20 protein-coding genes and 6 tRNA genes are annotated in these 23,385 nt (G+C 50.8%); 2 read left to right on the top strand and 24 right to left on the bottom strand.

Features of this window, described 5'->3' with window-relative positions; translation table 11 throughout:
- Positions 1 to 2: 2 nt before the first annotated feature.
- The 7 genes from mrdA to leuS form a co-directional block, all read right to left on the bottom strand.
- On the bottom strand, positions 3 to 1,907 hold the full coding sequence (mrdA, locus tag CLR69_RS09835; RefSeq protein ID WP_129703549.1) for a peptidoglycan DD-transpeptidase MrdA: 1,905 nt from the start codon (positions 1,905 to 1,907) through the stop codon (positions 3 to 5).
- A gap of 33 nt (positions 1,908 to 1,940) precedes the next feature.
- A complete protein-coding gene (gene rlmH, locus CLR69_RS09830; protein WP_011092891.1) occupies positions 1,941 to 2,411 on the bottom strand; it encodes a 23S rRNA (pseudouridine(1915)-N(3))-methyltransferase RlmH in 471 nt (156 codons plus the stop codon).
- A 1-nt stretch (position 2,412) separates the two neighbouring features.
- On the bottom strand, positions 2,413 to 2,730 hold the full coding sequence (gene rsfS, locus CLR69_RS09825; RefSeq protein ID WP_010284049.1) for a ribosome silencing factor: 318 nt from the start codon (positions 2,728 to 2,730) through the stop codon (positions 2,413 to 2,415).
- 194 nt (positions 2,731 to 2,924) lie between these two features.
- Positions 2,925 to 3,614, bottom strand: a complete 690-nt coding sequence (gene nadD / locus CLR69_RS09820; RefSeq protein WP_129712535.1) for a nicotinate-nucleotide adenylyltransferase — start codon at positions 3,612 to 3,614, stop codon at positions 2,925 to 2,927.
- Positions 3,581 to 4,606 (bottom strand): DNA polymerase III subunit delta, encoded by a 1,026-nt coding sequence (gene holA / locus CLR69_RS09815; protein ID WP_129712534.1) that lies wholly within the window; start codon positions 4,604 to 4,606, stop codon positions 3,581 to 3,583. The genes nadD and holA overlap by 34 nt, the downstream gene beginning before the upstream one ends.
- Entirely contained in the window at positions 4,603 to 5,157 is a 555-nt protein-coding gene (gene lptE / locus CLR69_RS09810; protein WP_129712533.1) for an LPS assembly lipoprotein LptE, read from the bottom strand. Before lptE ends, holA begins: the two co-directional genes overlap by 4 nt.
- A gap of 14 nt (positions 5,158 to 5,171) precedes the next feature.
- Positions 5,172 to 7,754 carry a leucine--tRNA ligase gene (leuS, locus tag CLR69_RS09805; protein WP_129712532.1) on the bottom strand — a complete coding sequence of 861 codons (2,583 nt, stop codon included), beginning with the start codon at positions 7,752 to 7,754 and terminating at the stop codon, positions 5,172 to 5,174.
- Between the two features lie 309 nt (positions 7,755 to 8,063).
- Between leuS and CLR69_RS09800 the strand changes: the two genes are divergently transcribed.
- Positions 8,064 to 8,546 (top strand): zinc ribbon-containing protein, encoded by a 483-nt coding sequence (locus tag CLR69_RS09800; RefSeq protein ID WP_129712531.1) that lies wholly within the window; start codon positions 8,064 to 8,066, stop codon positions 8,544 to 8,546.
- A 280-nt stretch (positions 8,547 to 8,826) separates the two neighbouring features.
- Here CLR69_RS09800 and CLR69_RS09795 read toward each other — a convergent pair whose 3' ends face one another.
- From CLR69_RS09795 to miaB, 9 genes are all read right to left on the bottom strand, one after another.
- The gene (locus tag CLR69_RS09795) at positions 8,827 to 9,552 is read right to left on the bottom strand and encodes an amino acid ABC transporter ATP-binding protein (protein WP_005976306.1); all 726 of its coding nucleotides are present in this window, start codon (positions 9,550 to 9,552) and stop codon (positions 8,827 to 8,829) included.
- On the bottom strand, positions 9,552 to 10,226 hold the full coding sequence (gltK, locus tag CLR69_RS09790; RefSeq protein WP_129703561.1) for a glutamate/aspartate ABC transporter permease GltK: 675 nt from the start codon (positions 10,224 to 10,226) through the stop codon (positions 9,552 to 9,554). The genes CLR69_RS09795 and gltK overlap by 1 nt, the downstream gene beginning before the upstream one ends.
- Before the next feature lie 3 nt (positions 10,227 to 10,229).
- A complete protein-coding gene (locus CLR69_RS09785) occupies positions 10,230 to 10,970 on the bottom strand; it encodes an amino acid ABC transporter permease (protein ID WP_129703563.1) in 741 nt (246 codons plus the stop codon).
- A gap of 220 nt (positions 10,971 to 11,190) precedes the next feature.
- Entirely contained in the window at positions 11,191 to 12,087 is an 897-nt protein-coding gene (locus CLR69_RS09780) for an amino acid ABC transporter substrate-binding protein (protein WP_129712530.1), read from the bottom strand.
- A 448-nt stretch (positions 12,088 to 12,535) separates the two neighbouring features.
- Positions 12,536 to 14,065 (bottom strand): apolipoprotein N-acyltransferase, encoded by a 1,530-nt coding sequence (gene lnt / locus CLR69_RS09775; RefSeq protein ID WP_129712529.1) that lies wholly within the window; start codon positions 14,063 to 14,065, stop codon positions 12,536 to 12,538.
- A gap of 7 nt (positions 14,066 to 14,072) precedes the next feature.
- Positions 14,073 to 14,951, bottom strand: a complete 879-nt coding sequence (corC, locus tag CLR69_RS09770) for a CNNM family magnesium/cobalt transport protein CorC (RefSeq protein ID WP_010285415.1) — start codon at positions 14,949 to 14,951, stop codon at positions 14,073 to 14,075.
- Between the two features lie 386 nt (positions 14,952 to 15,337).
- Positions 15,338 to 15,817 carry an rRNA maturation RNase YbeY gene (gene ybeY / locus CLR69_RS09765; RefSeq protein ID WP_129703569.1) on the bottom strand — a complete coding sequence of 160 codons (480 nt, stop codon included), beginning with the start codon at positions 15,815 to 15,817 and terminating at the stop codon, positions 15,338 to 15,340.
- Positions 15,814 to 16,872 carry a PhoH family protein gene (locus CLR69_RS09760; protein WP_129712528.1) on the bottom strand — a complete coding sequence of 353 codons (1,059 nt, stop codon included), beginning with the start codon at positions 16,870 to 16,872 and terminating at the stop codon, positions 15,814 to 15,816. Before CLR69_RS09760 ends, ybeY begins: the two co-directional genes overlap by 4 nt.
- Before the next feature lie 344 nt (positions 16,873 to 17,216).
- Positions 17,217 to 18,641, bottom strand: coding sequence for a tRNA (N6-isopentenyl adenosine(37)-C2)-methylthiotransferase MiaB (gene miaB / locus CLR69_RS09755; RefSeq protein WP_129712527.1), 1,425 nt, complete (start codon positions 18,639 to 18,641; stop codon positions 17,217 to 17,219).
- Between the two features lie 227 nt (positions 18,642 to 18,868).
- Here miaB and ubiF point away from each other — a divergent pair, with 227 nt between their 5' ends.
- Complete coding sequence (ubiF, locus tag CLR69_RS09750; RefSeq protein WP_129712526.1) at positions 18,869 to 20,035, top strand: 3-demethoxyubiquinol 3-hydroxylase; 1,167 nt, start codon at positions 18,869 to 18,871, stop codon at positions 20,033 to 20,035.
- Positions 20,036 to 20,057: 22 nt separating this feature from the next.
- On the opposite strand, the gene CLR69_RS09745 is transcribed toward ubiF, so the two are convergent.
- From CLR69_RS09745 to asnB, 8 genes are all read right to left on the bottom strand, one after another.
- Positions 20,058 to 20,687, bottom strand: coding sequence for a hypothetical protein (locus tag CLR69_RS09745; protein ID WP_129712525.1), 630 nt, complete (start codon positions 20,685 to 20,687; stop codon positions 20,058 to 20,060).
- Between the two features lie 134 nt (positions 20,688 to 20,821).
- Positions 20,822 to 20,896: transfer RNA gene (locus tag CLR69_RS09740), tRNA-Gln, on the bottom strand.
- A gap of 6 nt (positions 20,897 to 20,902) precedes the next feature.
- Positions 20,903 to 20,979 (bottom strand) — tRNA-Met (locus tag CLR69_RS09735).
- Between the two features lie 54 nt (positions 20,980 to 21,033).
- Positions 21,034 to 21,108: transfer RNA gene (locus tag CLR69_RS09730), tRNA-Gln, on the bottom strand.
- A 35-nt stretch (positions 21,109 to 21,143) separates the two neighbouring features.
- Positions 21,144 to 21,218 (bottom strand) — tRNA-Gln (locus CLR69_RS09725).
- 57 nt (positions 21,219 to 21,275) lie between these two features.
- Positions 21,276 to 21,360 (bottom strand) — tRNA-Leu (locus tag CLR69_RS09720).
- A 7-nt stretch (positions 21,361 to 21,367) separates the two neighbouring features.
- A tRNA-Met gene (locus CLR69_RS09715) sits at positions 21,368 to 21,444 on the bottom strand.
- Positions 21,445 to 21,662: 218 nt separating this feature from the next.
- Complete coding sequence (gene asnB, locus CLR69_RS09705; protein ID WP_129712524.1) at positions 21,663 to 23,327, bottom strand: asparagine synthase B; 1,665 nt, start codon at positions 23,325 to 23,327, stop codon at positions 21,663 to 21,665.
- Positions 23,328 to 23,385: the final 58 nt, after the last annotated feature.

Here is a 23,385-nt window from a genome sequence, read left to right as displayed (position 1 = left end):
TGTTACTCACTCTCGCTACCCGGTGGCGCAGGGGGCGCACTGGGTAAATCGGTATTGTTATCACCCAGCAGGATATGATCGAGGATCTGGCGGGTGATGGTGCCAACGGTCGGGCCAGCCCCACCGTTTTCCAGAATAATCGACATCGCTACTTTAGGGTCTTTATACGGGGCAAACGCAACCATTAATTTATGGTCACGCAGATGTTCTGCGATCTTGTGCGCATTATAGGTTTCGTTTTCTTTCAGGCCAAAGACCTGTGCTGTACCGGATTTTGCCGCAATCTTATAAGGGGCATCATCGAAACTTTTGTGTGCGGTACCGTTAGGCCGATTTGCTACGCCATACATCCCGTCTTTCGCCACTTCCCAATAGCCAGAGTGGATGTTGCCAATTTGCTGATTCTCTGTCTGCCGGAAAGGCACAATTGTGCCATTTTCCCGCGAGCTATAAAGCAGATGCGGCGTTTTGACCTTGCCGTCATTGATCAGCGTAACCAAGGCTTTATTCATCTGGATAGGCGTTGCGGTCCAATAGCCTTGGCCAATCCCAACCGGAATGGTATCTCCTTGATACCATGGCTTTTTGAAGCGACCTAATTTCCATTCGCGCGTTGGCATATTGCCTTTGCTTTCTTCCGAAATATCGATACCGGTTCTCTCGCCGTAACCAAATTTGTTCATCCATTCGGATAGACGATCGATGCCCATGTCATAAGCGACCTGATAGAAGAAAGTATCCGCAGACTCTTCCAGAGATTTGGTGAGGTTAAGACGACCATGTCCCCATTTTTTCCAGTCGCGGAAGCGTTTTTCGGAACCGGGCAATTGCCACCAGCCGGGATCGAACAGGCTGGTATTGGTCGTGATAACGCCTGCGGTCAGAGCGGAAACCGCGATATAAGGTTTAACGGTGGAAGCGGGGGGATAAATCCCTTGTGTTGCCCGATTGATCAACGGACGATCGGGATCGCTTTGTAATTTTGCATAGTTTTTGGTGGAAATCCCGTCGACAAACAGGTTGGGGTCGTAGCTGGGCGTAGAAACCATCGCCAGAATACCGCCATCGCGTGGATCGGTGACAATTACGGCGGCGCGACTGCCTTCCAGCAGTTTCTCGATGTAGATTTGCAGGCTCAGGTCCAGCGTTAGATAAATATCACGCCCTGCCTGCGGTGGCTGTTCGTGGAGCTGGCGGATTACACGGCCACGGTTGTTAACTTCAACTTCCTCATAGCCGGGTTTGCCATGAAGCAGATCTTCATAATGGCGTTCAATACCCAGCTTACCGATGTCACGCGTGGCGGCGTAATTAGCAATTTTTTCTTCTTTGGTCAGCCGCTCTACGTCTTTATCGGTGATTTTGGAAACATAGCCAATGACGTGCGTCAGAGCAGAACCATAAGGATAATAGCGGCGTTGATAGCCTTTAACTTCTACGCCGGGGAAGCGATATTGGTTGACGGCAAAACGGGCAACCTGAATCTCATCGAGTCCGGTTTTTACCGGAATCGAGGTAAAGCGGCGTGATCGCTTGCGTTCTTTTTCAAAGTTTTCCAGATCGCTATCGGTTAGATCGACGACGGGGCGCAACGCTTCCAGCGTATCTTTAAGGTTGTCGACTTTGTCGGGCACCAGTTCTAATTGATAGATGGTGCGGTTCAACGCCAGCGGTGTGCCGTTACGGTCATAGATGATGCCGCGACTGGGTGCGATAGGAACCAGCTTAATGCGGTTCTCGTTGGAACGCGTGCGATAGTCATCAACACGCAAAATTTGCAGATGATAAAGATTAGCGACTAATACACCGGAAAGCAGCAAAATGCCCAGAAATGCCACCAAAGCACGGCGCACGAACAGGGCGGACTCAGCCGTATAATCACGAAAGGGTTTACGTTCTACTTTCATCCAGTGCTATTTCACATGTTTCATCGTATCGCCTTACTCCCGGTGGTAAGGGTGATTAGTCGTAATGCTCCATGCACGATACAGGCTCTCCGCTACCAGTACACGAACCAACGGGTGTGGCAGCGTTAATGGCGAGAGTGACCAGCTTTGTTCTGCTGCTGCCTTGCATTCCGGCGAAAGCCCTTCAGGCCCGCCAATCAGCAGACTGACATCGCGCCCGTCCTGTTTCCAGCGCTCCAACTGTTGCGCCAAGTGCGGCGTCTCCCAACGAGTCCCTGGAATATCCAGCGTAACAATACGGTTGCCTTTGCCCACCGCAGCTAGCATCTGTTCGCCTTCGCGCTCCAGAATGCGTTTGATATCGGCGTTTTTACCTCGCTTCCCCGCTGGAATTTCGAGTAATTCGAAAGGCATGTCTTTCGGGAAGCGCCGCAGATAATCGGTGAAACCAGTCTGCACCCAGTCGGGCATTTTGGTGCCAACGGCGACCAGTTGCAGTTTCATGCTAGCCCCACAGCTTTTCCAGTTCGTATAGCTGGCGGCTTTCTTCTTGCATGACATGAACCATTACGTCACCCAAATCGACAACAACCCAATCCGCAGCACTTTCACCTTCTACACCGAGTGGGATGAGGCCCGCAGCGCGTGAGGATTGTACGACGTGATCGGCAATAGACGCGACATGACGCGTAGAGGTACCCGTACAGATAACCATGTAATCGGTGATGCTGGATTTACCCTGGACGTTGAGTGCAACGATATCCTGGGCTTTTAAGTCATCGACCTTATCAATAACGAAGTCTTGGAGTGCTTGACCTTGCAAAGGTTCCCCCTCAATGGCGTTCTGTCAGTAACTGATGAACGCGTGTGGCGCTGAATTGTTTAGGAAAAACGTAAATCACCGAGTAATTGCCGAGAATTTCCGCTTTTCCCGGTGATTGAAACCAGCCGCGGAGTATATCACGCACTTTTGCCGAGTGGTATAAAGCCCGTGGCTGATGGGCGGGAAAACCTGCGCTATCGGTACAGGCTGTGTTCGTTGATGTAACTGAGTACAGCAGGAGGTAATAAATCGTGGCAGTCCAGACCTTGTTGGCGTCGCTGGCGAATTTCCGTTGCGGAAATAGTGACCAATGGTGTGTCTGCCAAGAAGATCCGTCCATGCGGCTGCTGATGAAGATCTTCTGGCGCGTGAGTTAGATGCTCGTTCAGCCACTGTTGTAATTCGGGTGTTTCCAGCGTTGAACGATAGCCGGGACGAGCACACACGAGCAAATGACAAACGCCGAGCAGATCCTGCCAGCGGTGCCAATGGTGTAGTGTTAGCAGCGAGTCCTGCCCGATGATAAAGCCCAACGGCGCATCATGACCCTTTTCAGCTCGCAGCGCCTCAAGTGTATCAATAGTGTAGGAGGGGGTTTGCCGTTGCAGTTCACGATCGTCCACGGTAAAGAGTGGATTGTCTTCGACTGCCAGTTCAGACATATGGAAACGCTGTCGGGAACTGGCTTCGGGCTGCTGTCGGTGAGGCGGAACGTTATTGGGCATCAGGACAACCTGAGTCAGACCCACGAGTTTTGCCAGCGCGGTTACCGGTTTAAGATGACCGTAATGAATGGGATCGAACGTGCCACCAAAAAAGGCGGTCAACGAGGGCGCAGTGGATGACCTATTCAGATGAATGCCTCCGGCAAGGCTTTGCCGCACAGCAGCATGGCAAGTGATTCAAGTTCAGACCAAACTGACTGACCGTAGTCTTGTTTTAAGGTTATTTCCACCTGCGTCAGCAGCCGTACGGCTTGCTGTAGCTGTTGAAGAGAGAGCCGTTGTAATGCCTGAGTAAGCAGATCACGCCGGTTTTGCCACACTTTTTGCTGATCGAATAATGTGCGCAGCGACGTGTTTGACATACGCCGTTTCAGTGTCAACAGTTGCAGCAGTTCCCGTTGTAGCGTGCGCAGCAAAATGACAGGTTCACAATCTTCCTGTTTTAGCTGCTGCAAAATGTGCCAGGCGCGTTTGCTTTTGCCTGCCAGCAAGGCATCAAGCCAGTGGAATGGCGTGAAGTGAGCGGCATCATTTACCGCATTTTCTACGCGCGGCAGGGTCAGCTTGCCATCGGGATAAAGCAGCGCCAACCGCTCTAACGCCTGAGACAGCGCCAGAAGGTTGCCTTCATAGCAATAGCAAATGAGCTGTGTAGCCTGATCGTCCAGCGTCAACTTCATGGCTTTGGCGCGCTGGGCAACCCAGCGGGGGAGCCGTGCTTGTTCTGGTGTCAGGCAATTGATGTAGGCGCTGTCTTGTGCCAACGCTTTGAACCAGGCACTGTTCTCTTGCGCTTTGGTCAGCTTGTGACCACGCAGAATCAGCAAAATATCGGGGTGCAGTAATGCAGCGAGCTTGACCAGATTTTCGCTCATTGCCGCATTCGGGCCATTTTCCGGCAAGACCAGCAGAAGCGATTGGCGTGAAGCGAACAGGCTGAGCGCCTGACAGGTGCCAAAAATCGCATCCCAGTCAGTATGAAGATCCAGAATGAAGCTGAAATGCTCGCTGAATTCGTGCTGTTGAGCGACCCGTTTAATACTGTCGAGGCTTTCCTGCAACAAGAGCGGGTCTGAACCAAAGACCAAATAACAACCGCGCAGCCCCTCATGGAGTTGCGCGGTGAGTTGTTCGGGGTAAAGCCGAATCATGAACGCTTGGCGGCAGTCGTTGAATCGGTGGACTGAAGCCGATTTTTGACTTCCTGACTACCGTTGACGGTCAGCAATTTACGCACCAACTGCTGCGCAGCCTGCTCACGCATTTCCTGACGGACGATGTCTTGCTCGGCATCTTTCGCCAGTGCAGCCAGCGGGTTATCAAAGAACGTGCGGAACACCGTCACGCTGAGCGGATAAATATCTTCACCCGGCATCAGCACTTGCGCCTGCAATGTCAGCACCATCTGGTACTCCGCTGTTTTACCGTCCTGAAAAATGGAGACGGTATCGCGCGTTTCGCTTGAGCCCAGAACCCGCAGAGACGGAATATCCTGACGCGTCGCATCGTCAACGATTTTCACATCGCTGAGACGGAGTTGTTCACGTACCGCGCGTGTTAGCGGGCCATAAGGGTCACTGCTGTCGAGCACCAGTGTTTGTAACTGTGCAGGCACTTGTGTCGTGCCGCGCAGATGAAAACCGCAGCCAGCGGTGATTAACACCGTCAGCCCCAGCAACAACGTGAATAGACGATGTCGCACAGTTCCTCCTTGCCTTAACCTACAACCAGGTTAAGCAGTTTGCCAGGGACATAAATCACTTTACGAACCGTGACGCCGTCCAGATATTTCGCGACCAACGGTTCCTGAGCAGCGCGTTCGCGAACCTGTTCTTCGCTGGCGTCAGCGGCTACGGTAATTTTACCACGTACTTTACCGTTAACCTGAACCACAACCAACTTGGAGTCTTCAACCATCGCGTTCTCATCCGCAATCGGCCATGGTGCGGTATCGACATCACCTTCGCCTTGCAGCGCCTGCCACAGTGTAAAGCAGACGTGCGGAGTGAATGGATACAGCATGCGAACGACGGCCAGCAGCGTTTCCTGCGTTAGCGCGCGATCCTGATCGCTTTCCTGCGGTGCTTTAGCCAGCTTGTTCATCAGCTCCATGATGGCGGCGATCGCAGTATTGAAGGTCTGGCGACGGCCGATATCATCGGTCACTTTGGCGATAGTCTTGTGCAGATCGCGGCGCAGTGATTTCTGATCTTCGGTCAGCGTAGCGACATTCAGTGCCGTTACTGCACCTTTCTCAGTGTGTTCGAATGCTTGTCTCCAAACGCGTTTCAGGAAGCGGTTTGCCCCTTCTACGCCGGATTCTTGCCATTCCAGCGTCATTTCCGCCGGAGAAGCAAACATCATGAACAGACGGACGGTATCCGCACCGTATTTCTCTACCATAACCTGCGGGTCGATGCCGTTGTTTTTCGACTTCGACATTTTACTCATGCCCGCGTAAACCACGTCACGGCCTTCGTTATCTACGGCTTTGACGATGCGACCTTTCTCATCACGCTCAACGGTAACATCGGTAGGGGAAACCCAGATACGCTCGCCGTTATTACCCAGATAGTAGAAGGCATCTGCCAGCACCATGCCCTGACACAGCAGGCGTTTGGCTGGTTCATCGGAGGTCACCAGGCCTGCGTCACGCATCAGCTTGTGGAAGAAGCGGAAATACATCAGGTGCATGATGGCGTGTTCGATACCGCCAACATATTGGTCAACGGGCAGCCAGTAATTGGCAGCAGCTGGATCCAGCATCCCTTGATCGTACTGCGGGCAGGTATAGCGCGCGTAGTACCAGGAAGATTCCATGAAGGTGTCGAATGTGTCGGTCTCACGCAGCGCTGGCTGACCGTTAACGGTTGTCTTCGCCCATTCCGGGTTAGATTTCAGCGGGCTGGTGATGCCATCCATCACAACATCTTCCGGCAGGATTACCGGCAACTGATCTTCTGGCGTCGGGATGACGGTACCGTCTTCCAGCGTCACCATTGGAATGGGGGCGCCCCAGTAGCGCTGACGGGATACGCCCCAATCGCGCAGGCGATAGTTGACTTTACGCTCGCCAATGCCTTTTTCTACCAGCTTATCGGCAATGGCATTGAATCCAGCTTCGAAATCCAGGCCGTCAAATTCACCAGAGTTGAACAGGCAGCCTTTTTCTGTCATCGCCTGAGCAGACAGGTCGGGCTCGCTGCCGTCGGTATTCAGAATAACCGGCTTGATGGACAGATCATATTTGGTGGCGAATTCCCAGTCGCGTTGGTCGTGGCCCGGAACGGCCATGACAGCGCCTGTGCCGTATTCCATCAGGACAAAGTTAGCAACCCAGATCGCGACTTTTTCACCATTCAGTGGGTGAATGGCATACAAGCCGGTCGCCATGCCTTTTTTCTCCATCGTCGCCATATCAGCTTCGGCGACTTTGGTATTACGGCACTCTGCAATGAAATCAGCCAGTGCTGGGTTCGTTGCGGCAGCCTGTGCGGCGAGAGGGTGGCCCGCTGCAACAGCAACGTAGGTCACACCCATAAACGTATCCGGGCGCGTGGTGTAAACACTTAGCTTCTCTGCGCTGTCCGCCACATCAAAGATGATTTCCACACCTTCTGAGCGGCCGATCCAGTTACGCTGCATGGTTTTGACCTGCTCAGGCCAGCTTTCCAGCGTATCTAAATCATTCAGCAGTTGGTCTGCATAAGCGGTGATTTTGATAAACCACTGCGGAATTTCTTTGCGTTCGACTTTCGTGTCGCAGCGCCAGCAGCAGCCATCGATAACCTGTTCATTCGCCAGCACGGTCTGATCGTTCGGGCACCAGTTAACGGCGGACGTTTTTTTATAAACCAGACCTTTTTCATACAGCTTGGTGAAGAACCACTGTTCCCAGCGGTAGTAGTCTGGTTTACAGGTCGCGACTTCACGATCCCAGTCATAGCCAAAGCCCAGCAGTTTGAGCTGGTTTTTCATGTAATCGATATTGGCGTATGTCCAGGGTGCTGGCGCAGTGTTGTTTTTGACCGCGGCCCCTTCAGCTGGCAGGCCAAACGCATCCCAACCGATCGGTTGCAGAACGTTTTTGCCCAGCATGCGCTGGTAGCGGGAAATCACGTCGCCGATGGTGTAGTTACGGACGTGGCCCATATGTAGTCGACCAGAAGGGTATGGCAGCATGGAAAGGCAATAGTATTTTTCCTTGCCAGGCTGTTCGGTGACTTTAAATGTCTGCTTCTCTTGCCAGTGAAGCTGGACGTCCGCTTCTATCTCTTCTGGGCGGTATTGCTCTTGCATGGCTGCCAGGGGTCCTGTTTAGTGGAGAATCGCTACGTGAGTAGCCTGTTCTGATTCATAACAAAAGATCCGCATAGCATAGCCGTAAGCGGCGCGGGCAACAACACCCAGCGCCCGACTGAGGAATATTTCTGATCGATAAGCAACATACTGCGAGGGATTGCGCAAATTGGCGACAATTCCTCAGACAGGTGGAGAAAATAATCTAAAATAGAGAGAGATAGGCAACGTATCGGTTTTTGGCCTAGTGTGCCAGACGGCGAATATTCGTTCTTTATCACCTTTCAACCCGCTTATTCAGGAGGAAGCATGAATAAACTAGCCCGCTATTACCGCGAGTTAATGGCTTCAGTGACGGCCCGGCTGAACAACGGTGAACGCGATCTCGACAGTCTGGTGCTGAGCGCCCGTAAAACGTTGCAGGAAAGCTCGGAACTGACGCAGAAAGAAATAGAGCAGGTGATTCAGGCTGTTCAGCGCGATCTGGAAGAGTTTGGCCGAAGCTATAGCGAAAGTCAGGATGAATTTACCGATAGCGTTTTTATGCGAGTCATCAAGGAAAGTCTGTGGCAGGAGCTGGCGGATATTACGGATAAAACACAGTTGGAGTGGCGTGAGCTCTTTAAAGATGTGAATCATCACGGGGTGTACCACAGTGGTGAAGTCGTGGGATTAGGTAATCTGGTCTGCGAGAACTGCCATCATCATATCGCGTTCTACACGCCGGAAGTTTTGCCTCTTTGCCCTAAATGCTCACATGACCTGTTTCATCGCCAGCCGTTTCAGCCGTAGGGCTGTTGGACGCGCTAAATAGAGACAGCGTGCCTTGCGGCACGCTGACAAAGCCCTTAGAGCGAGAGTAACGGATAGATCATAAAGACGCTGTGAATACATCCTTGTACGCTCGGCTTGCGCAGATATGAATCTCATCCCTGAGATTCACCCTTTTAGAGCCGTCGCGAGCGACGTTCAAAAACGTTCCTGACGTTTTGTCCCTGGCGCAAACGCTTTACTCTTCTATTCCGTTACTCCCGTTTTTATTCAGTAAATAGGTTTTTCAATGGTCTGAGCATTAATGCAGGATTTTCGCCAAGAAGTCTTTAGCACGTTCGGACTGTGGGTTATTGAAGAAATCATCCTTGCGGGTGTCTTCAACGATTTTTCCCTCATCCATAAAGATCACACGGTGCGCCACCTTACGGGCAAAGCCCATTTCATGGGTGACAACCATCATGGTCATGCCTTCTTGTGCTAACTCAACCATGACGTCCAGTACTTCATTGATCATCTCTGGATCGAGCGCGGACGTCGGTTCGTCAAATAACATCGCGATAGGATCCATACACAGCGCACGGGCAATGGCGACACGCTGTTGCTGACCACCGGAAAGCTGCCCAGGGTACTTGTTGGCGTGTGCTGCCAGTCCAACACGTTCTAGCAGTTTCTGTGCTTTGGCTTTGGCATCTTCACGTTTACGCTTTAGCACTTTTACCTGCGCCAGCGTCAGGTTCTCGATAATCGACAAATGCGGGAACAGTTCAAAGTGTTGGAACACCATCCCGACTTTGGAACGCAACTGGGCCAGATTGGTTTTTTTATCGTTAACAGCGGTGCCATTGACGGTAATTTCACCTTTTTGAATCGGTTCCAGACCGTTTACGGTTTTGATCAGGGTTGATTTACCGGAGCCCGAAGGCCCGCAGACGACCACGACTTCACCTTTTTTTACTTCTGTGGAGCAGTCGGCTAGCACCTGAAATTGGCCGTACCATTTAGAAACATTTTTCAGGGAAATCATCAAACCGTCCTTTTTTTCAGGTAACTGACCAGCATTGAGGCAGTAATGCTGAAGAGAAAATAAATGAACCCGGCAAACAGGATCATTTCAACTTGTGTTCCGTCACGCTCGCCGATGGTTGAGGCGGTACGGAAGAAATCAGCGAGGCTGAGTACGTAAACCAGTGAGGTATCCTGAAACAGAACAATCCCCTGCGTCAGCAGCAATGGCACCATAGCGCGGAACGCCTGCGGTAGAATAACCAGTTTCATGGATTGCCAGTGCGTCATTCCTAATGCTAACGCTGCGGAGGATTGACCGCGCGATATGCTGAGGATACCCGCACGAATGATTTCTGAATAATAGGCCGCCTCGAACAGCGAGAAGGCTACCATAGCTGAAATCAGTCGAATATCGGTTTTCGGCGATAGACCAAGCACATTTTGTAATAAGCTAGGAACCACCAGATAAAACCACAGCAGGACCATGACGAGTGGCACGGAGCGGAACAGGTTCACATAAAGCTTGGCGAACCAACTGATAGGTTTGATCGGCGACAGACGCATTACAGCCAGAATCGTCCCCCAGACAATCCCGAAGACTACCGCTGTCAGCGTAATTTTGAGTGTGACAACCATTCCCTGAATCAGGTACGGCATGCTTGGCCCAATTGAGCTCCAGTCAAATTCATACATGATTTATTTGCTCCCCATATTGCCCGGCAAACGGGTTTTTCGCTCAACGACCTGCATGATCAACATAATGATGGCGTTGATGCCAACGTACGCCAGCGTGATAGCGGTAAAGGATTCATAGGCGTGGGCGGAATAGTCCAGTAGTTTCCCCGCCTGTGCTGCCATATCAACCAGACCAATTGTGGAAGCGATAGCCGAGTTTTTTACCAGGTTCAACATCTCTGATGTCAATGGCGGAACGATCACGCGATATGCATTAGGCAGTAACACATAGCGGTAGGTTTGTGGCAGCGTCAGGCCCATCGCTAGCCCGGCGGCTTTCTGCCCACGTGGTAATGACTGAATGCCTGCTCGCACTTGTTCACAAACGCGCGCCGCGGTGAAGAGCCCCAGACAAATCATCGATGACAGGAAGAACTGAATATTCGGGTCTAGTTCGGCTTTAAACCACATACCGATGTTGGCGGGAAGAAGTTCGGGAACCACCAAATACCAGGTAAAGAACTGAACAATCAATGGGACGTTGCGAAATAGCTCAACGTAGCAGGTACCAATACCCGCAACAAAACGGTTTGGGACGGTACGCAGGATTCCAAATAAAGAACCAATCAGGAAGGCGATAATCCAGGCACAGATAGATAATGTGACGGTGACTTGCAGACCGGACAAAATCCACCCGAGGTAGGTTGTGTTGCCGAAGGGGGCGGCTTGTAGAAATATGCCCCAGTTCCAATCTATTGACATAACGAACTCCGGTAAAAAAAGGGTAGCGAAGCTACCCTGAAGATTGATGAGCGGCCATATTCCCGTTCAGTTTCAAACTACAGGCGTATTGTTTATTTTCCTGTTTATCGAAATTTCTCGGGGCAACATGTGATGGGGAACGACCATCACATGCCTGTCTGTCCTGCCACGAATCAGCAATCAGAGGGCAGAGTGATTCTGCCCTTATTCTCATTATTAATTAGTTTAGTGCTTTGTCATTTGGCGCTTTGAACAGCGCTTTCATTTCGTCTGACAGTGCAAAGTTCAGGTTAAGATCTTTTGGTGGAATCGGTTGTTTGAACCAGCGATCGAACCATTTTTCGGCTTCGCCAGAGGTTTGTACTTCGGCGATGGTGTCATCAACCAGTTTCTTGAATTGTGGATCGTCTTTGCGCAGCATACAGCCGTAGGCTTCTTCGGACTGTGCTTTACCGACGATGTCCCATTGATCTGCGCTTTTCGCTTTCGCACGTTCGCCAGCCAATAAGGCATCATCCATCATAAAGGCTACAGCACGGCCGCTTTCCAGCGTACGGAAGGAGTCACCATGATCTTTTGCACTGATGATGCGCATTTTCATTTGTTTTTCTTCATTCAGCTTGTTCAGCAGAACTTCAGAGGTTGTACCGGAGGTCACGACGACAGTTTTACCCGCCAAATCCGGGAAATCTTTGATGCCGGAATCTTTTTTGGTTAACAGGCGCGTACCGACAACGAAAATGGTATTAGAGAACGCGGCTTGTTTCTGGCGTTCCAGGTTGTTGGTCGTTGAACCACATTCCAAATCGAATGTACCGTTTTGCAACAGAGGGATGCGGTTCTGAGAGGTAATAGGAAGTAGTTTGACCTGCAGGTTAGGCGCATCCAGTTTTTTCTTAATCGCTTCGACAATTTTGTCAGAGTAGGCCTGAGAATAGCCGACGACTTTCTGCGTATTATCGTAGTAAGAAAAAGGGACGGATGATTCACGGTGGCCAATGACGATCACGCCATTATCTTTGACCTTTTTCAATGTACCGGCCAGATCTTCAGCCTGGGCTGCACTGGCGGCAGTGCCAAGCAGAATCAGTGATAATGCCAGTTTACGCATTTGCATGTTCTAACTCCTTTGCTGTCGTTGCTGCAATAGTTATAGCGCTGTCATCAATAACCATATGGTTAATGTGTTCGTTATCTTCAAGTTAACACTGTCTTCAAGTTAACATCGCATCGCTGAGTCACTCATGACACTTTGCTACTTCCCAGTGATAACGTTGCACCGTTAAAGCGCGAAGTTACTGCGTACACAGTTAAAAAATAGCTGATTGTAAATAGATTGAAATGGAAATGTTTTCTTTTTGCGATATCTGCCGCACCAAATGGCAGCAATGTCAGAGGTTGGCACCAATTTGGTGCGTTACTTGCCCTGAGAAGGGGCTTTAAGCTGACGTAATATCCAAAAAAGTACAGAAACAACCATTTACAGAGTAATAAGAGGCAAATACCGTGCCATAAATAAAAAAGGCATGCAAAAGCATGCCCTTAGGGAAGTGAGGAAGGGACTATTATCGGCGACGTAAACCGTAGAATACAGCTACAACGCCACCCAACAGCGTTACGATCCAGAGCGGCCAGGACCCGAAACGGGCATAAGGCGTTATTCCAGTTGCAGGAACGACCTGCGTGTCCAGCACTGCACGCGTAAATTGCGGCAGACTGGCGCTGACCTCGCCATCGGGCGCAATCACCGCAGTGACGCCGTTATTGGTACTACGAACCAGAGGACGCCCTAATTCCAGCGCTCGCATACGTGCCATCTGGAAATGTTGCCATGGGCCGATTGAGTGACCGAACCAGGCGTCGTTTGAGATGGTCAGCAGCATATCGGTGTCTGGCCGGAAATTATCACGCACCTGTTGGCCTAAGATGATTTCATAACAAATGGCGGCATTAAGTTTGAAACCATGGACAGAAAGCTGTGGCTGAACATAGTCTCCACGGCTAAATGACGACATCGGAAGATCGAAGAACGGAGCCAGTGGGCGTAACAATGTTTCCAGCGGAACAAACTCGCCAAAAGGCACCAGATGGTTTTTGTTGTAGCGGTTCGTCGTGGGATAGCTGTACGGCTCTTTGTCGCCGAGTACGATAATTGAGTTATAAAAATCGGTCTTATTGCCATCGCGCCGAATATCGACGATACCCGTAATCAGGCTGCTATTACGGCTACGCAGGATATCGTCAATTTGCTTTAAATAAGCGTTCTGACGGCTTTCAATATCAGGAATTGCCGTTTCCGGCCAGATAACGATAGGTGCCTTGTCCATGTAGGGCAGACTGTTATCCAAATATATCCTCAGGGTGTTCAGCAGCTCATCTTGTTCCCACTTCATAGCCTGAGGGATGTTGCCCTGCACCAGTGCGACATTGACGGCGCGTTCAGGTTGCAGGGTATACCACTGCACGTTGCGCAGTGGCCATGATAAAACGAAAACACCGATAGCAATGGCCGCTGGGACGACCTTGCGTTGATTGATGGCATAAACGAGTAGCCCGCTGAGGCTCATCAAGAGGAAGGTAATGGTGTCGATACCCAGAATGGGTGCAATACCTTTTAGCGGGCCGTCAATCTGGCTGTAGCCGAATTGCAGCCACGGGAAACCGGTGAGCACCCAGCCGCGCAGAAATTCTGTTAACTGCCAGAGTACGGGGGCGGCGAGTGCCAGACGCCATAGCGTTGTTTTCGGCCACAGTCGCGAGAGCAAGGCGGAAAACAGCAGAGGATAGAGAGACAAATAGGCTGCAAGCAGAATGACTAGCGCAACATTGACTGGGCCCGGCATTCCGCCAAATTGCGAGATGCTGACGTAAACCCAGTTTACGCCGCTGCCGAACAGACCTAGTCCCCAGCAAAATCCGATCCAGGCTGACTGACGACTCGTGCGGTTTAGCGTCAGCGCCTGTAGCCCCATGAGCGAGATAATCGCCGCAGGCCAGAAATCAAAGGGAGAGAACGCTAGTGTGCCACAGGCACCAAATAAGAGCGCCAGCAGGGCTTTAACCTGCTGGCGTTGTAGAAAAGAAGCGACAACCATTGCCAAATTATTCTTCCAATTTTGGTTGAGGGGCGTTGTCAGGGATTCTGACATGAACCTGAATAATACGGCGGCTGTCTGCCATCGCAACCTTAAACAGGTAACCTTCTATGTCGATGGTTTCGCCACGAGCAGGAAGATGGCCGAAAGATTGCATAACCAAGCCGCCAATGGTATCGACCTCGTCATCGCTGAACCGTGTACCGAAAGCCTCGTTAAAATCTTCTATATCGGTTAAAGCACGAACGGTGTAGGTCTGACGATTAAGCTGACGAATGTCTCTGTCTTCTTCATCGTCATATTCGTCTTCAATTTCGCCGACGATCAGTTCAAGAATATCTTCAATCGTGACCAAACCGGATACGCCACCAAATTCATCGATGACAATCGCCATGTGATAGCGCAGCGAGCGGAACTCATTCAGCATCCGGTCAACGCGTTTACTTTCCGGCACAACGACGGCGGAGCGCAGGACTTTATCCATACTGAACGGTTCGGAATCGCTGCGCATAAACGGCAGCAAATCCTTGGCCATCAGGATGCCTTCAATGTGGTCTTTATCTTCGCTAATAACGGGGAAGCGGGAATGGGCGGATTCGATAATCACGTCCAGACACTCTTCCAACGTTTGATCGCGCTTGAGCGTAATCATCTGCGAGCGGGGGATCATAATGTCGCGTACACGCTGGTCGGCGATATCCATGACGCCTTCGAGCATATCTCGTGTTTCAGGATCGATCAGTTCATTCTGTTCGGAATCACGAATCAGTGTGAGTAAACCGTTACGATCTTTTGGCTCGCCGTGAAAAAGCTGATTAAGAATAAGAGAAAAGAAGCCCTTTTTGGGACTGGGTGCATCGCTGTTTTGAGAATGGTCGTCGCTCATGCGTTTTAATTAACATCACTCTTGTTAAGGAATTATTGCCAGCAACTGGAAGCGGCACAGTTGCTGATAAGTACCCGACATCTTCCCGATCTCGAGCAGACCCGTCATACTTCAAGCTGCACGTGCGTTGGCTGCGCTACTCGACACACTGATGTGTGTCTCGCCCCGCAGGGGTCGCTGCAAGCAGCGTTCAAACCTGCCTCTGGCAGATTTGTCACTCACCCGACTCACTTACCTGAGTAAGCTCATCGGGATTCACTCCCTTGCCGCGTTACGAGTCCCATAAATGGTACTCGCCCTAGCGGGCCAACGCTTTGCGTTGTTCAAAACGATAACGTTTTGTCCTGCACTCGAATTATTTAGGGTCATATAAAATGTATTTCTATTTATTCGGTGAGGCCATCTTTTTCTGCAAGGTAAGGATCGGCATAACCCATACTCTGCATAATCTCGGTTTCCAGCGCTTCCATTTCTTCGGCTTCGCTGTCTTCGATATGGTCATACCCTAGCAGATGCAGGCTACCATGGACAACCATGTGCGCCCAGTGCTCTTCTGCGGTTTTTTCCTGCTCTGTTGCTTCATGTTCGACAACCTGACGACAGATGATTAAATCGCCAAGCAGAGGAAGCTCGACTTCGGGCGGTGCTTCAAAAGGAAACGACAGCACGTTGGTCGGTTTGTCTTTACCGCGATAGGTATTGTTCAGGTCGCGACTTTCTGCTTCATCCACGATACGGATGGTGACTTCAGAGATTTCCTGAAACTGCGGCAGAACGCCTTCCAGCCAGCGCTGAAAGTCTTTTTCTTCCGGTAGTCCCTGCGCTTGCTCACTGGCGATTTGTAAATCGAGAATCACCTGACTCATTTTTGCTCCTGATCTGATGCCGCTGCCTGCGCTTCACGCTTACGCTGTTCTGCTAAGGCGTCTTTACGTTTCTGGTCGGCATTTTCCCACGCTTCATAGGCATTCACAATCCGCGCAACCACCGGATGACGTACTACGTCTTCGCTGTGGAAAAAATTAAAGCTAATCTCTTCCACATCGGTCAGCACTTCAATCGCGTGGCGTAAGCCGGATTTCAGATTCTTTGGCAGGTCTATCTGTGTGACGTCGCCAGTGATGACGGCTTTTGAGTTGAACCCGATACGTGTCAGGAACATTTTCATCTGTTCGATGGTGGTATTCTGGCTTTCATCCAGAATGATAAAGGCATCGTTCAGCGTTCGGCCACGCATGTAAGCCAGTGGCGCAACTTCAATCACATTACGTTCGATAAGCTTCTCGACACGCTCAAAGCCCAGCATTTCAAACAGGGCATCATAAAGTGGGCGCAGGTAGGGATCGACTTTCTGGCTGAGATCGCCAGGCAGGAAGCCCAGTTTCTCACCGGCTTCGACCGCTGGGCGAGTTAACAGAATACGGCGAATATCCTGACGTTCCAATGCATCCACGGCGGCGGCGACGGCCAGGTAGGTTTTCCCCGTACCCGCCGGGCCAACGCCGAACGTGATGTCGTGATCGAGGATGTTGGCGACATACTGTGCTTGATTCGGCGTGCGCGGTTTGATTACGCCGCGCTTGGTACGGATATTGACCACTTTGCCATAGTCAGGAACGTGTTCCGCAGACTGCTCCAGCACGCGAGATTCTTTAATTGCAAGGTGGATTTGTTCAGGATCGATATCACCGATGACACCACGTACCGGAGCTGTATCGACATACAGACGTTGTAGGATGTCAGCCGCAGCCTGAGTCAGCAGGCTCTTGCCGACCAGTTTGAACTGATTGTCTCTGCGATTGATTTCGATGCCTAAGCGGCGCTCTAACTGCTTAATATTGTCATCAAATGGACCGCAAAGGCTGAGCAGGCGTTGATTATCTGCGGGTTCAAGGGCAATTTCTTTTGTCGTTACGTTCAAATTATTCCTCTTGAGCGTTACTGTGCTGGCACGATTTCTGCCCGCACAAAATGAACTGTTATCAGATGGCCTGATGTGTCCGCCATGTGAGTGAATTATTCATCGTGAATGCCCAATGCTGCAAGTCACAATAATGATATTGGGATGCTGCTTCGCAAAAGCAAATGTAAGCGTCATGAAATTGAAGTGGATTGAAGGTTAAAGATAGCCTGCCATAAAAAAACGCGGGGAGCGTTTTTCAACGCTGTAAGGCAGCGGCCCGAGGGGTGGCAGGTAGGGATAGCCCGGCATAAAAAATGGGCGGCAGAGCCACCCACAATAATATTCAAGCGAATGAAAGTCGATTACGGCTGGTAGAATCCGACGCCGATCTCGTTCTCTTTACGGGTTCGAGCAATTACGGAAGACGGTGATTCATGTACGCGCAGATCCATTTGATCTTCGGTACGCACCACGATGCCACGCAGCGAGTTGGTATAAACATCAACGATTTCAACATCGACAAATTTACCAATCATATCCGGCGTCCCTTCGAAGTTGACGACCCGGTTGTTTTCCGTACGACCAGACAACTCCATCACGCTCTTACGCGAGGTACCTTCCACCAGAATACGCTGAACGGTGCCCAACATGAGGCGGCTAAATCGCATAGCCTGCTGGGTGATGCGTTCTTGCAGAAGGTAAAGACGCTGTTTTTTCTCTTCTTCCGGTACGTCATCGACCATATCCGCAGCCGGTGTTCCCGGACGGGCAGAGTAGACAAAGCTGTAGCTCATATCGAAATTCACATCGGCAATCAGCTTCATCGTTTGTTCAAAGTCAGCCTGCGTTTCGCCAGGGAAGCCAATGATAAAGTCAGAGCTAATCAGGATGCCTGGACGTGCATTGTGCAGCTTACGAATGATGGCCTTGTATTCCAGTGCGGTATGACGGCGTTTCATCATTGTCAGTACGCGGTCAGAACCGCTTTGCACTGGCAAATGCAGGAAGCTGACCAGCTCCGGTGTGTCCTCATAAACGCTGATAATATCGTCTGTGAACTCAATTGGATGGCTGGTGGTGAAGCGGACACGATCGATCCCATCAATGGCGGCGACCAGACGCAGCAGCTCAGCAAAAGAGCAGATTTCACCGTCATAGGTTTCGCCGCGATAGGCGTTAACGTTTTGCCCCAGAAGGTTAACTTCACGCACGCCTTGCGCGGCCAGTAGAGCGATTTCAAACAGTACATCATCACATGGGCGGCTGACTTCTTCGCCACGGGTATAAGGCACAACGCAGAATGTGCAATATTTATTGCAGCCTTCCATGATGGAGACGAATGCCGTTGGTCCTTCGGCGCGCGGTTCTGGCAGGCGGTCAAATTTTTCGATTTCAGGGAAACTGATGTCAACGATGGGGCTACGTGTGCCCTGAACGTGATTAATCATTTCCGGCAGGCGGTGCAGCGTTTGTGGGCCAAAAATAACGTCAACGTAGTGCGCACGCTCACGAATGTGCGCGCCTTCCTGCGATGCAACACAGCCACCGACGCCAATAATCAAATTCGGATTAAGATCTTTCAGCGCTTTCCAGCGACCAAGTTGATGGAAGACCTTTTCCTGCGCCTTTTCACGGATCGAGCAGGTATTGAGCAGCAAGACATCAGCTTCTTCAGCGATTTCAGTAAGCTCATAGCCGTGCGTACTTCCCAGTAAATCAGCCATCTTTGATGAATCGTACTCATTCATCTGACAGCCCCAGGTTTTAATATGCAGTTTTTTTGTCATCGACTTGCCATTACTCAGTGCGGATAAGAAAGATTCCCCTCATTTGGGGTGGGTATTGTAATCGTTAGCTGACGTTGTGACCAGTACTGGAAGATGAGCTGATTTGTTAACTCCTTACTTTCTATAAAAATGCGGCTTTTCTGAAAAATCACCCGCAAATCCAGTACACTATTTTCAGGCATTTTTACTGGTGTGAATAAACCAGAACCAGAGAGGATAAAGCCAATATGCATTACGATGCGATTGTGGTTGGCGGTGGAATGGTCGGTGCGGCTGCGGCGCTTGGGCTGGCACAACAAGGATTCCAGGTTGCGGTGATTGAGCAGGAAATGCCGACGCCGTTTGATGCTGCCAGTCCACCAGATTTACGGATCTCAGCGATTGGCTATGCGTCGGTTGCGCTATTGAAAGAACTAGGGGCGTGGCAGCGAGTGAGGCAGATGCGCAGCGCGCCTTATCGACGGCTGGAAACCTGGGAATGGGAGAATGCCAGAGTCGTTTTTGATGCCGCCGATATTCACCTGCCTGAACTGGGTTTCATGGTGGAAAACCGTGTGCTGCAACTGGCACTCTGGGAAAGTTTACAGGAAGAGAGCCGTTGCCAATGTTATTGCCCAGCTACGCCGCAAGGCCTGCAGCGTACGGATGATAGCTGGTGTTTACAGCTTGCCGACGGGCAGAAGCTAACGGCTTCGCTGGTTATTGGTGCCGATGGCGCGAACTCTCAGGTTCGCCAGTGGGCAGGGATTGGCATCAGCGGCTGGCAGTATCGTCAGTCTTGTATGTTGATCGGTGTTGAAACTTCACAACCGCAGCAGGATGTTACCTGGCAGCAGTTCACTCCGAGCGGCCCGCGAGCGTTTTTACCGCTCTTTGACCAATGGGGATCGTTGGTGTGGTATGACAGCCCACAGCGTATTCGTCAGCTTCAGGCGATGCCGCTTGCACAGTTGGATAAAGAAATTGCGGTCGCTTTTCCTGAACGATTGGGCGCAGTCAAAGCGCTCTCAGCCGGGTCATTCCCGCTGGTTAGACGCCATGCGCAAACCTATATCAAGCCCGGTTTAGTCTTGCTGGGTGATGCGGCCCATACCATTAATCCGTTGGCAGGGCAGGGCGTTAATTTGGGATATCGCGATGTTGAAGCGCTGCTGGATGTGTTGATCAACGCGCGTAATGCGGGAGAAGAGTGGGCCTCTGAACGTGTTTTACGCCGCTATCAGTGCCGCCGTCTACCGGATAACCTGATGATGCAAAGCGGGATGGATTTATTCTATAACGCGTTTAGTAACGCATTACCGCCGCTGAGTTTTGCCCGTAATATGGCGCTGATGGTTGCACAGCGCGCTGGTGCGTTAAAACAGCGCGCATTGAAATATGCCATTGGTGTCTGACCAATAATAAGGGCACCGTTCGCTATAACACTGGCTCGGCGGTGAAAATGATATCGGTGTCCTCGTTAGTTGTTGCCGTAAAGCGAACGTTTCCTAACTGCCGCATGCCTTTACCTGAGGTCTGGCTATCCTGAAGCAGGCTGAACATCATCGCTGTTATCTCAGGGCTTTCGAGACTATTTTCACCTGATGAGTTCTCACCCAATAGTGCAGAAAACGCAGCAGTGACGATTTGCAGATTTTGTCTTGTTGCTTCGGGGGATTCTGACGTGGCGTTGAGTATCACGAGCCCATTAAGCTTTTGGGTTTTACTCGCTACGGACCCAATTAATCCGACGTGCTCATTAAAAATGTGCTGAAAGTCATCGACGGACGTTCCCTTTTCCAGATTAATCGTCAACTTGAGAGGGATATTGAGTTTCGCCAGATTGGCATTCATCCGATCAGCGAACGTTTGTGCTGACATCTTGAAAGACGCTGCATCGGCAGCATAAGTCGGAGTGAGAAAACAAAACAGTAGCGCCATGCCGAGTAGCAGTTTACTTAGCTGCATACGTATGGCAGATCGCCACGGCTGGCTGACGTCATTCTGCTGTGGCACAACAACGTGGTTGAAATCATGCATAACAGAGGATGTAGATAAAACCTTCATGCCTGCCCTTTTGGGAAAATCGATATAGTTGGTTTGGATATGTTAGCACTAGACTATGTTAATGCCAGACATAACAAAACGGGGCGACATCTTTCGATTGTCGCCCCGTTTCTTGCTGTTTTACCAGCTTAATTTGGCTGGGGTACGAGGATTCGAACCTCGGAATGCCGGAATCAGAATCCGGTGCCTTACCGCTTGGCGATACCCCAAAAATGTGGTGGCTACGACGGGAATCGAACCTGTGACCCCAGCATTATGAGTGCTGTGCTCTAACCAGCTGAGCTACGTAGCCAAATGTACTGCTATTCTTACTTCACTTCAACAAAATCTTCTACTATCAAGTAGATGGCTGGGGTACCTGGATTCGAACCAGGGAATGCTGGTATCAAAAACCAGTGCCTTACCGCTTGGCGATACCCCAACAGGACAACGAATTTTTCAGCATATGTTTTGAAATGGCTGGGGTACCTGGATTCGAACCAGGGAATGCCGGTATCAAAAACCGGTGCCTTACCGCTTGGCGATACCCCAATCACTACAAAACACTAACAAGCTTCGAAAAGCGATGTCAGACCGACAAGATGATAATGGTGCGGGAGGCGAGACTTGAACTCGCACACCTTGCGGCGCCAGAACCTAAATCTGGTGCGTCTACCAATTTCGCCACTCCCGCAAAAAGATGGTGGCTACGACGGGAATCGAACCTGTGACCCCAGCATTATGAGTGCTGTGCTCTAACCAGCTGAGCTACGTAGCCATCTTTTCCGCGTCACCTTCATCGGCGTTGCGGGGCGCATTATGCGTAGTTGGCCTAATTGCGTCAACTAGTTTTTTCCCGAAAAGTGTCCTCAATGTACCGTTTGTTTGGGTTGTGAACAGTATGGTGAGAAAAACGCCAAAAAGCACGCATTCCCAATCAATTAAGCGTACAAAAACGGGCCTGAAAGGCCCGTTGACTGGAGAAATTAAACCGAATTATTTGTAGGCTGATTGGTGTACACCAACCGCGCGGCCTGACGGATCATCCAGTTTCTTGAAGGATTCATCCCATTCAATCGCTTTAGCCGATGAACAGGCGACGGAGGGGCCACCAGGGACACATTCTGCCGCACTTGGAACTGGGAACAGCTCTTCGAAGATTTCACGGTACAGATACGCTTCTTTGGAGCCTGGCGTGTTGTATGGGAAGCGGAAGTGTGCCGTTTCCAATTGTTGATCGGTAACCTGGTTAGCAGCCACTTCTTTCAGCGTGTCGATCCAGCTGTAGCCCACGCCATCAGAGAACTGCTCTTTCTGACGCCAGGCAACGCTGTGCGGCAGGTAGGACTCAAAGCACTCGCGCAGGATGTGTTTTTCCATCTTGCCGTTGCCACACATTTTGTCGCGTGGGTTGATACGCATGGCGACATCGAGGAAGTTTTTGTCCAGGAATGGTACACGAGCTTCCACGCCCCATGCCGACATCGCTTTGTTAGCGCGAGCGCAGTCATACTGATGCAGTGCCAGCAACTTACGCACGGTTTCTTCATGCAGTTCTTTGGCGTTTGGCGCTTTGTGGAAATAGAGGTAGCCGCCGAATACTTCGTCAGAACCTTCACCTGACAGCACCATCTTGATGCCCATCGCTTTGATTTTACGCGACATCAGGTACATTGGCGTTGAAGCACGAATCGTGGTGACGTCATAGGTTTCGATGTGATAAATCACGTCGCGAATCGCATCCAGCCCTTCCTGCACGGTGAAGTGAATTTCGTGGTGTACGGTGCCTAAGTGGTTAGCAACTTCCTGCGCCGCTTTCAAATCTGGTGCGCCTTCCAAACCCACAGCGAAGGAGTGCAACTGAGGCCACCAAGCTTCACTGCGCTCATCATCTTCTACGCGACGAGCGGCATATTTTTTGGTGATCGCTGAGATAACAGAAGAATCCAGACCGCCAGAGAGCAACACGCCGTAAGGCACGTCAGACATCAGGTGACTTTTCACGGCTTCTTCCAGCGCATCGCGCAGTGCTTCTTTATCCGTTTCGTTGTCTTTTACCGCATCGTAGTCAAACCAGTCACGCTGGTAATATTCGCGGATTTCACCGTCTTTGCTCCACAGGTAACTGCCTGCCGGGAATTCTTTGATGGTGCGGCAAACCGGTACCAGCGCTTTCATTTCAGAAGCGACGTAGAGGTTACCGTGCTCATCGTAGCCCATATACAGCGGGATGATACCGAGGTGGTCACGCCCAATCAGGTAGGCGTCTTTTTCGCTGTCATACAGTGCGAAAGCGAACATACCGCGGAGTTCATCTAGGAATTCTGGGCCTTTTTCCTGATACAGCGCCAGGATGACTTCACAGTCGGAGCCAGTCTGAAACGCATAACGGTCACCATATTGCTGGCGCAATGCCTGATGGTTATAAATTTCACCGTTAACGGCCAGAATGTGGGTGCGCTCGGCGTTGTAAAGCGGTTGTGCCCCTGTGTTGACGTCAACGATAGACAGACGTTCGTGAGCCAGAATCGCTTTGTCGCTGGCATAAACGCCGGACCAATCTGGCCCGCGGTGACGCATTAAACGGGATAATTCCAACGCTTTCTTACGCAGCTCAATAGGATCGCTTTTCAGATCAAGCACACCAAAAATAGAACACATACATGACTCCCAATAATTACGAATTCGACCTTAGTGCCATTGATTTAGCATCAAAGTG

It is taken from the genome of Pectobacterium zantedeschiae (assembly GCF_004137795.1).
In the GTDB taxonomy this organism is placed as follows: domain Bacteria; phylum Pseudomonadota; class Gammaproteobacteria; order Enterobacterales; family Enterobacteriaceae; genus Pectobacterium; species Pectobacterium zantedeschiae.
The sequence above is the reverse complement of the archived record's forward strand: the minus strand, read 5'-3'. Positions and strand labels throughout refer to the sequence as shown.

Coding starts and splice junctions, on each gene's coding strand:
- mrdA (WP_129703549.1), bottom strand. CDS start 1,907: ATGAAAGTAGAACGTAAACCCTTTCGTGATTATACGGCTGAGTCCGCC.
- rlmH (WP_011092891.1), bottom strand. CDS start 2,411: ATGAAACTGCAACTGGTCGCCGTTGGCACCAAAATGCCCGACTGGGTG.
- holA (WP_129712534.1), bottom strand. CDS start 4,606: ATGATTCGGCTTTACCCCGAACAACTCACCGCGCAACTCCATGAGGGG.
- leuS (WP_129712532.1), bottom strand. CDS start 7,754: ATGCAAGAGCAATACCGCCCAGAAGAGATAGAAGCGGACGTCCAGCTT.
- CLR69_RS09800 (WP_129712531.1), top strand. CDS start 8,064: ATGAATAAACTAGCCCGCTATTACCGCGAGTTAATGGCTTCAGTGACG.
- CLR69_RS09795 (WP_005976306.1), bottom strand. CDS start 9,552: ATGATTTCCCTGAAAAATGTTTCTAAATGGTACGGCCAATTTCAGGTG.
- gltK (WP_129703561.1), bottom strand. CDS start 10,226: ATGTATGAATTTGACTGGAGCTCAATTGGGCCAAGCATGCCGTACCTG.
- CLR69_RS09785 (WP_129703563.1), bottom strand. CDS start 10,970: ATGTCAATAGATTGGAACTGGGGCATATTTCTACAAGCCGCCCCCTTC.
- CLR69_RS09780 (WP_129712530.1), bottom strand. CDS start 12,087: ATGCAAATGCGTAAACTGGCATTATCACTGATTCTGCTTGGCACTGCC.
- lnt (WP_129712529.1), bottom strand. CDS start 14,065: ATGGTTGTCGCTTCTTTTCTACAACGCCAGCAGGTTAAAGCCCTGCTG.
- corC (WP_010285415.1), bottom strand. CDS start 14,951: ATGAGCGACGACCATTCTCAAAACAGCGATGCACCCAGTCCCAAAAAG.
- ybeY (WP_129703569.1), bottom strand. CDS start 15,817: ATGAGTCAGGTGATTCTCGATTTACAAATCGCCAGTGAGCAAGCGCAG.
- miaB (WP_129712527.1), bottom strand. CDS start 18,641: ATGACAAAAAAACTGCATATTAAAACCTGGGGCTGTCAGATGAATGAG.
- ubiF (WP_129712526.1), top strand. CDS start 18,869: ATGCATTACGATGCGATTGTGGTTGGCGGTGGAATGGTCGGTGCGGCT.
- CLR69_RS09745 (WP_129712525.1), bottom strand. CDS start 20,687: ATGAAGGTTTTATCTACATCCTCTGTTATGCATGATTTCAACCACGTT.
- asnB (WP_129712524.1), bottom strand. CDS start 23,327: ATGTGTTCTATTTTTGGTGTGCTTGATCTGAAAAGCGATCCTATTGAG.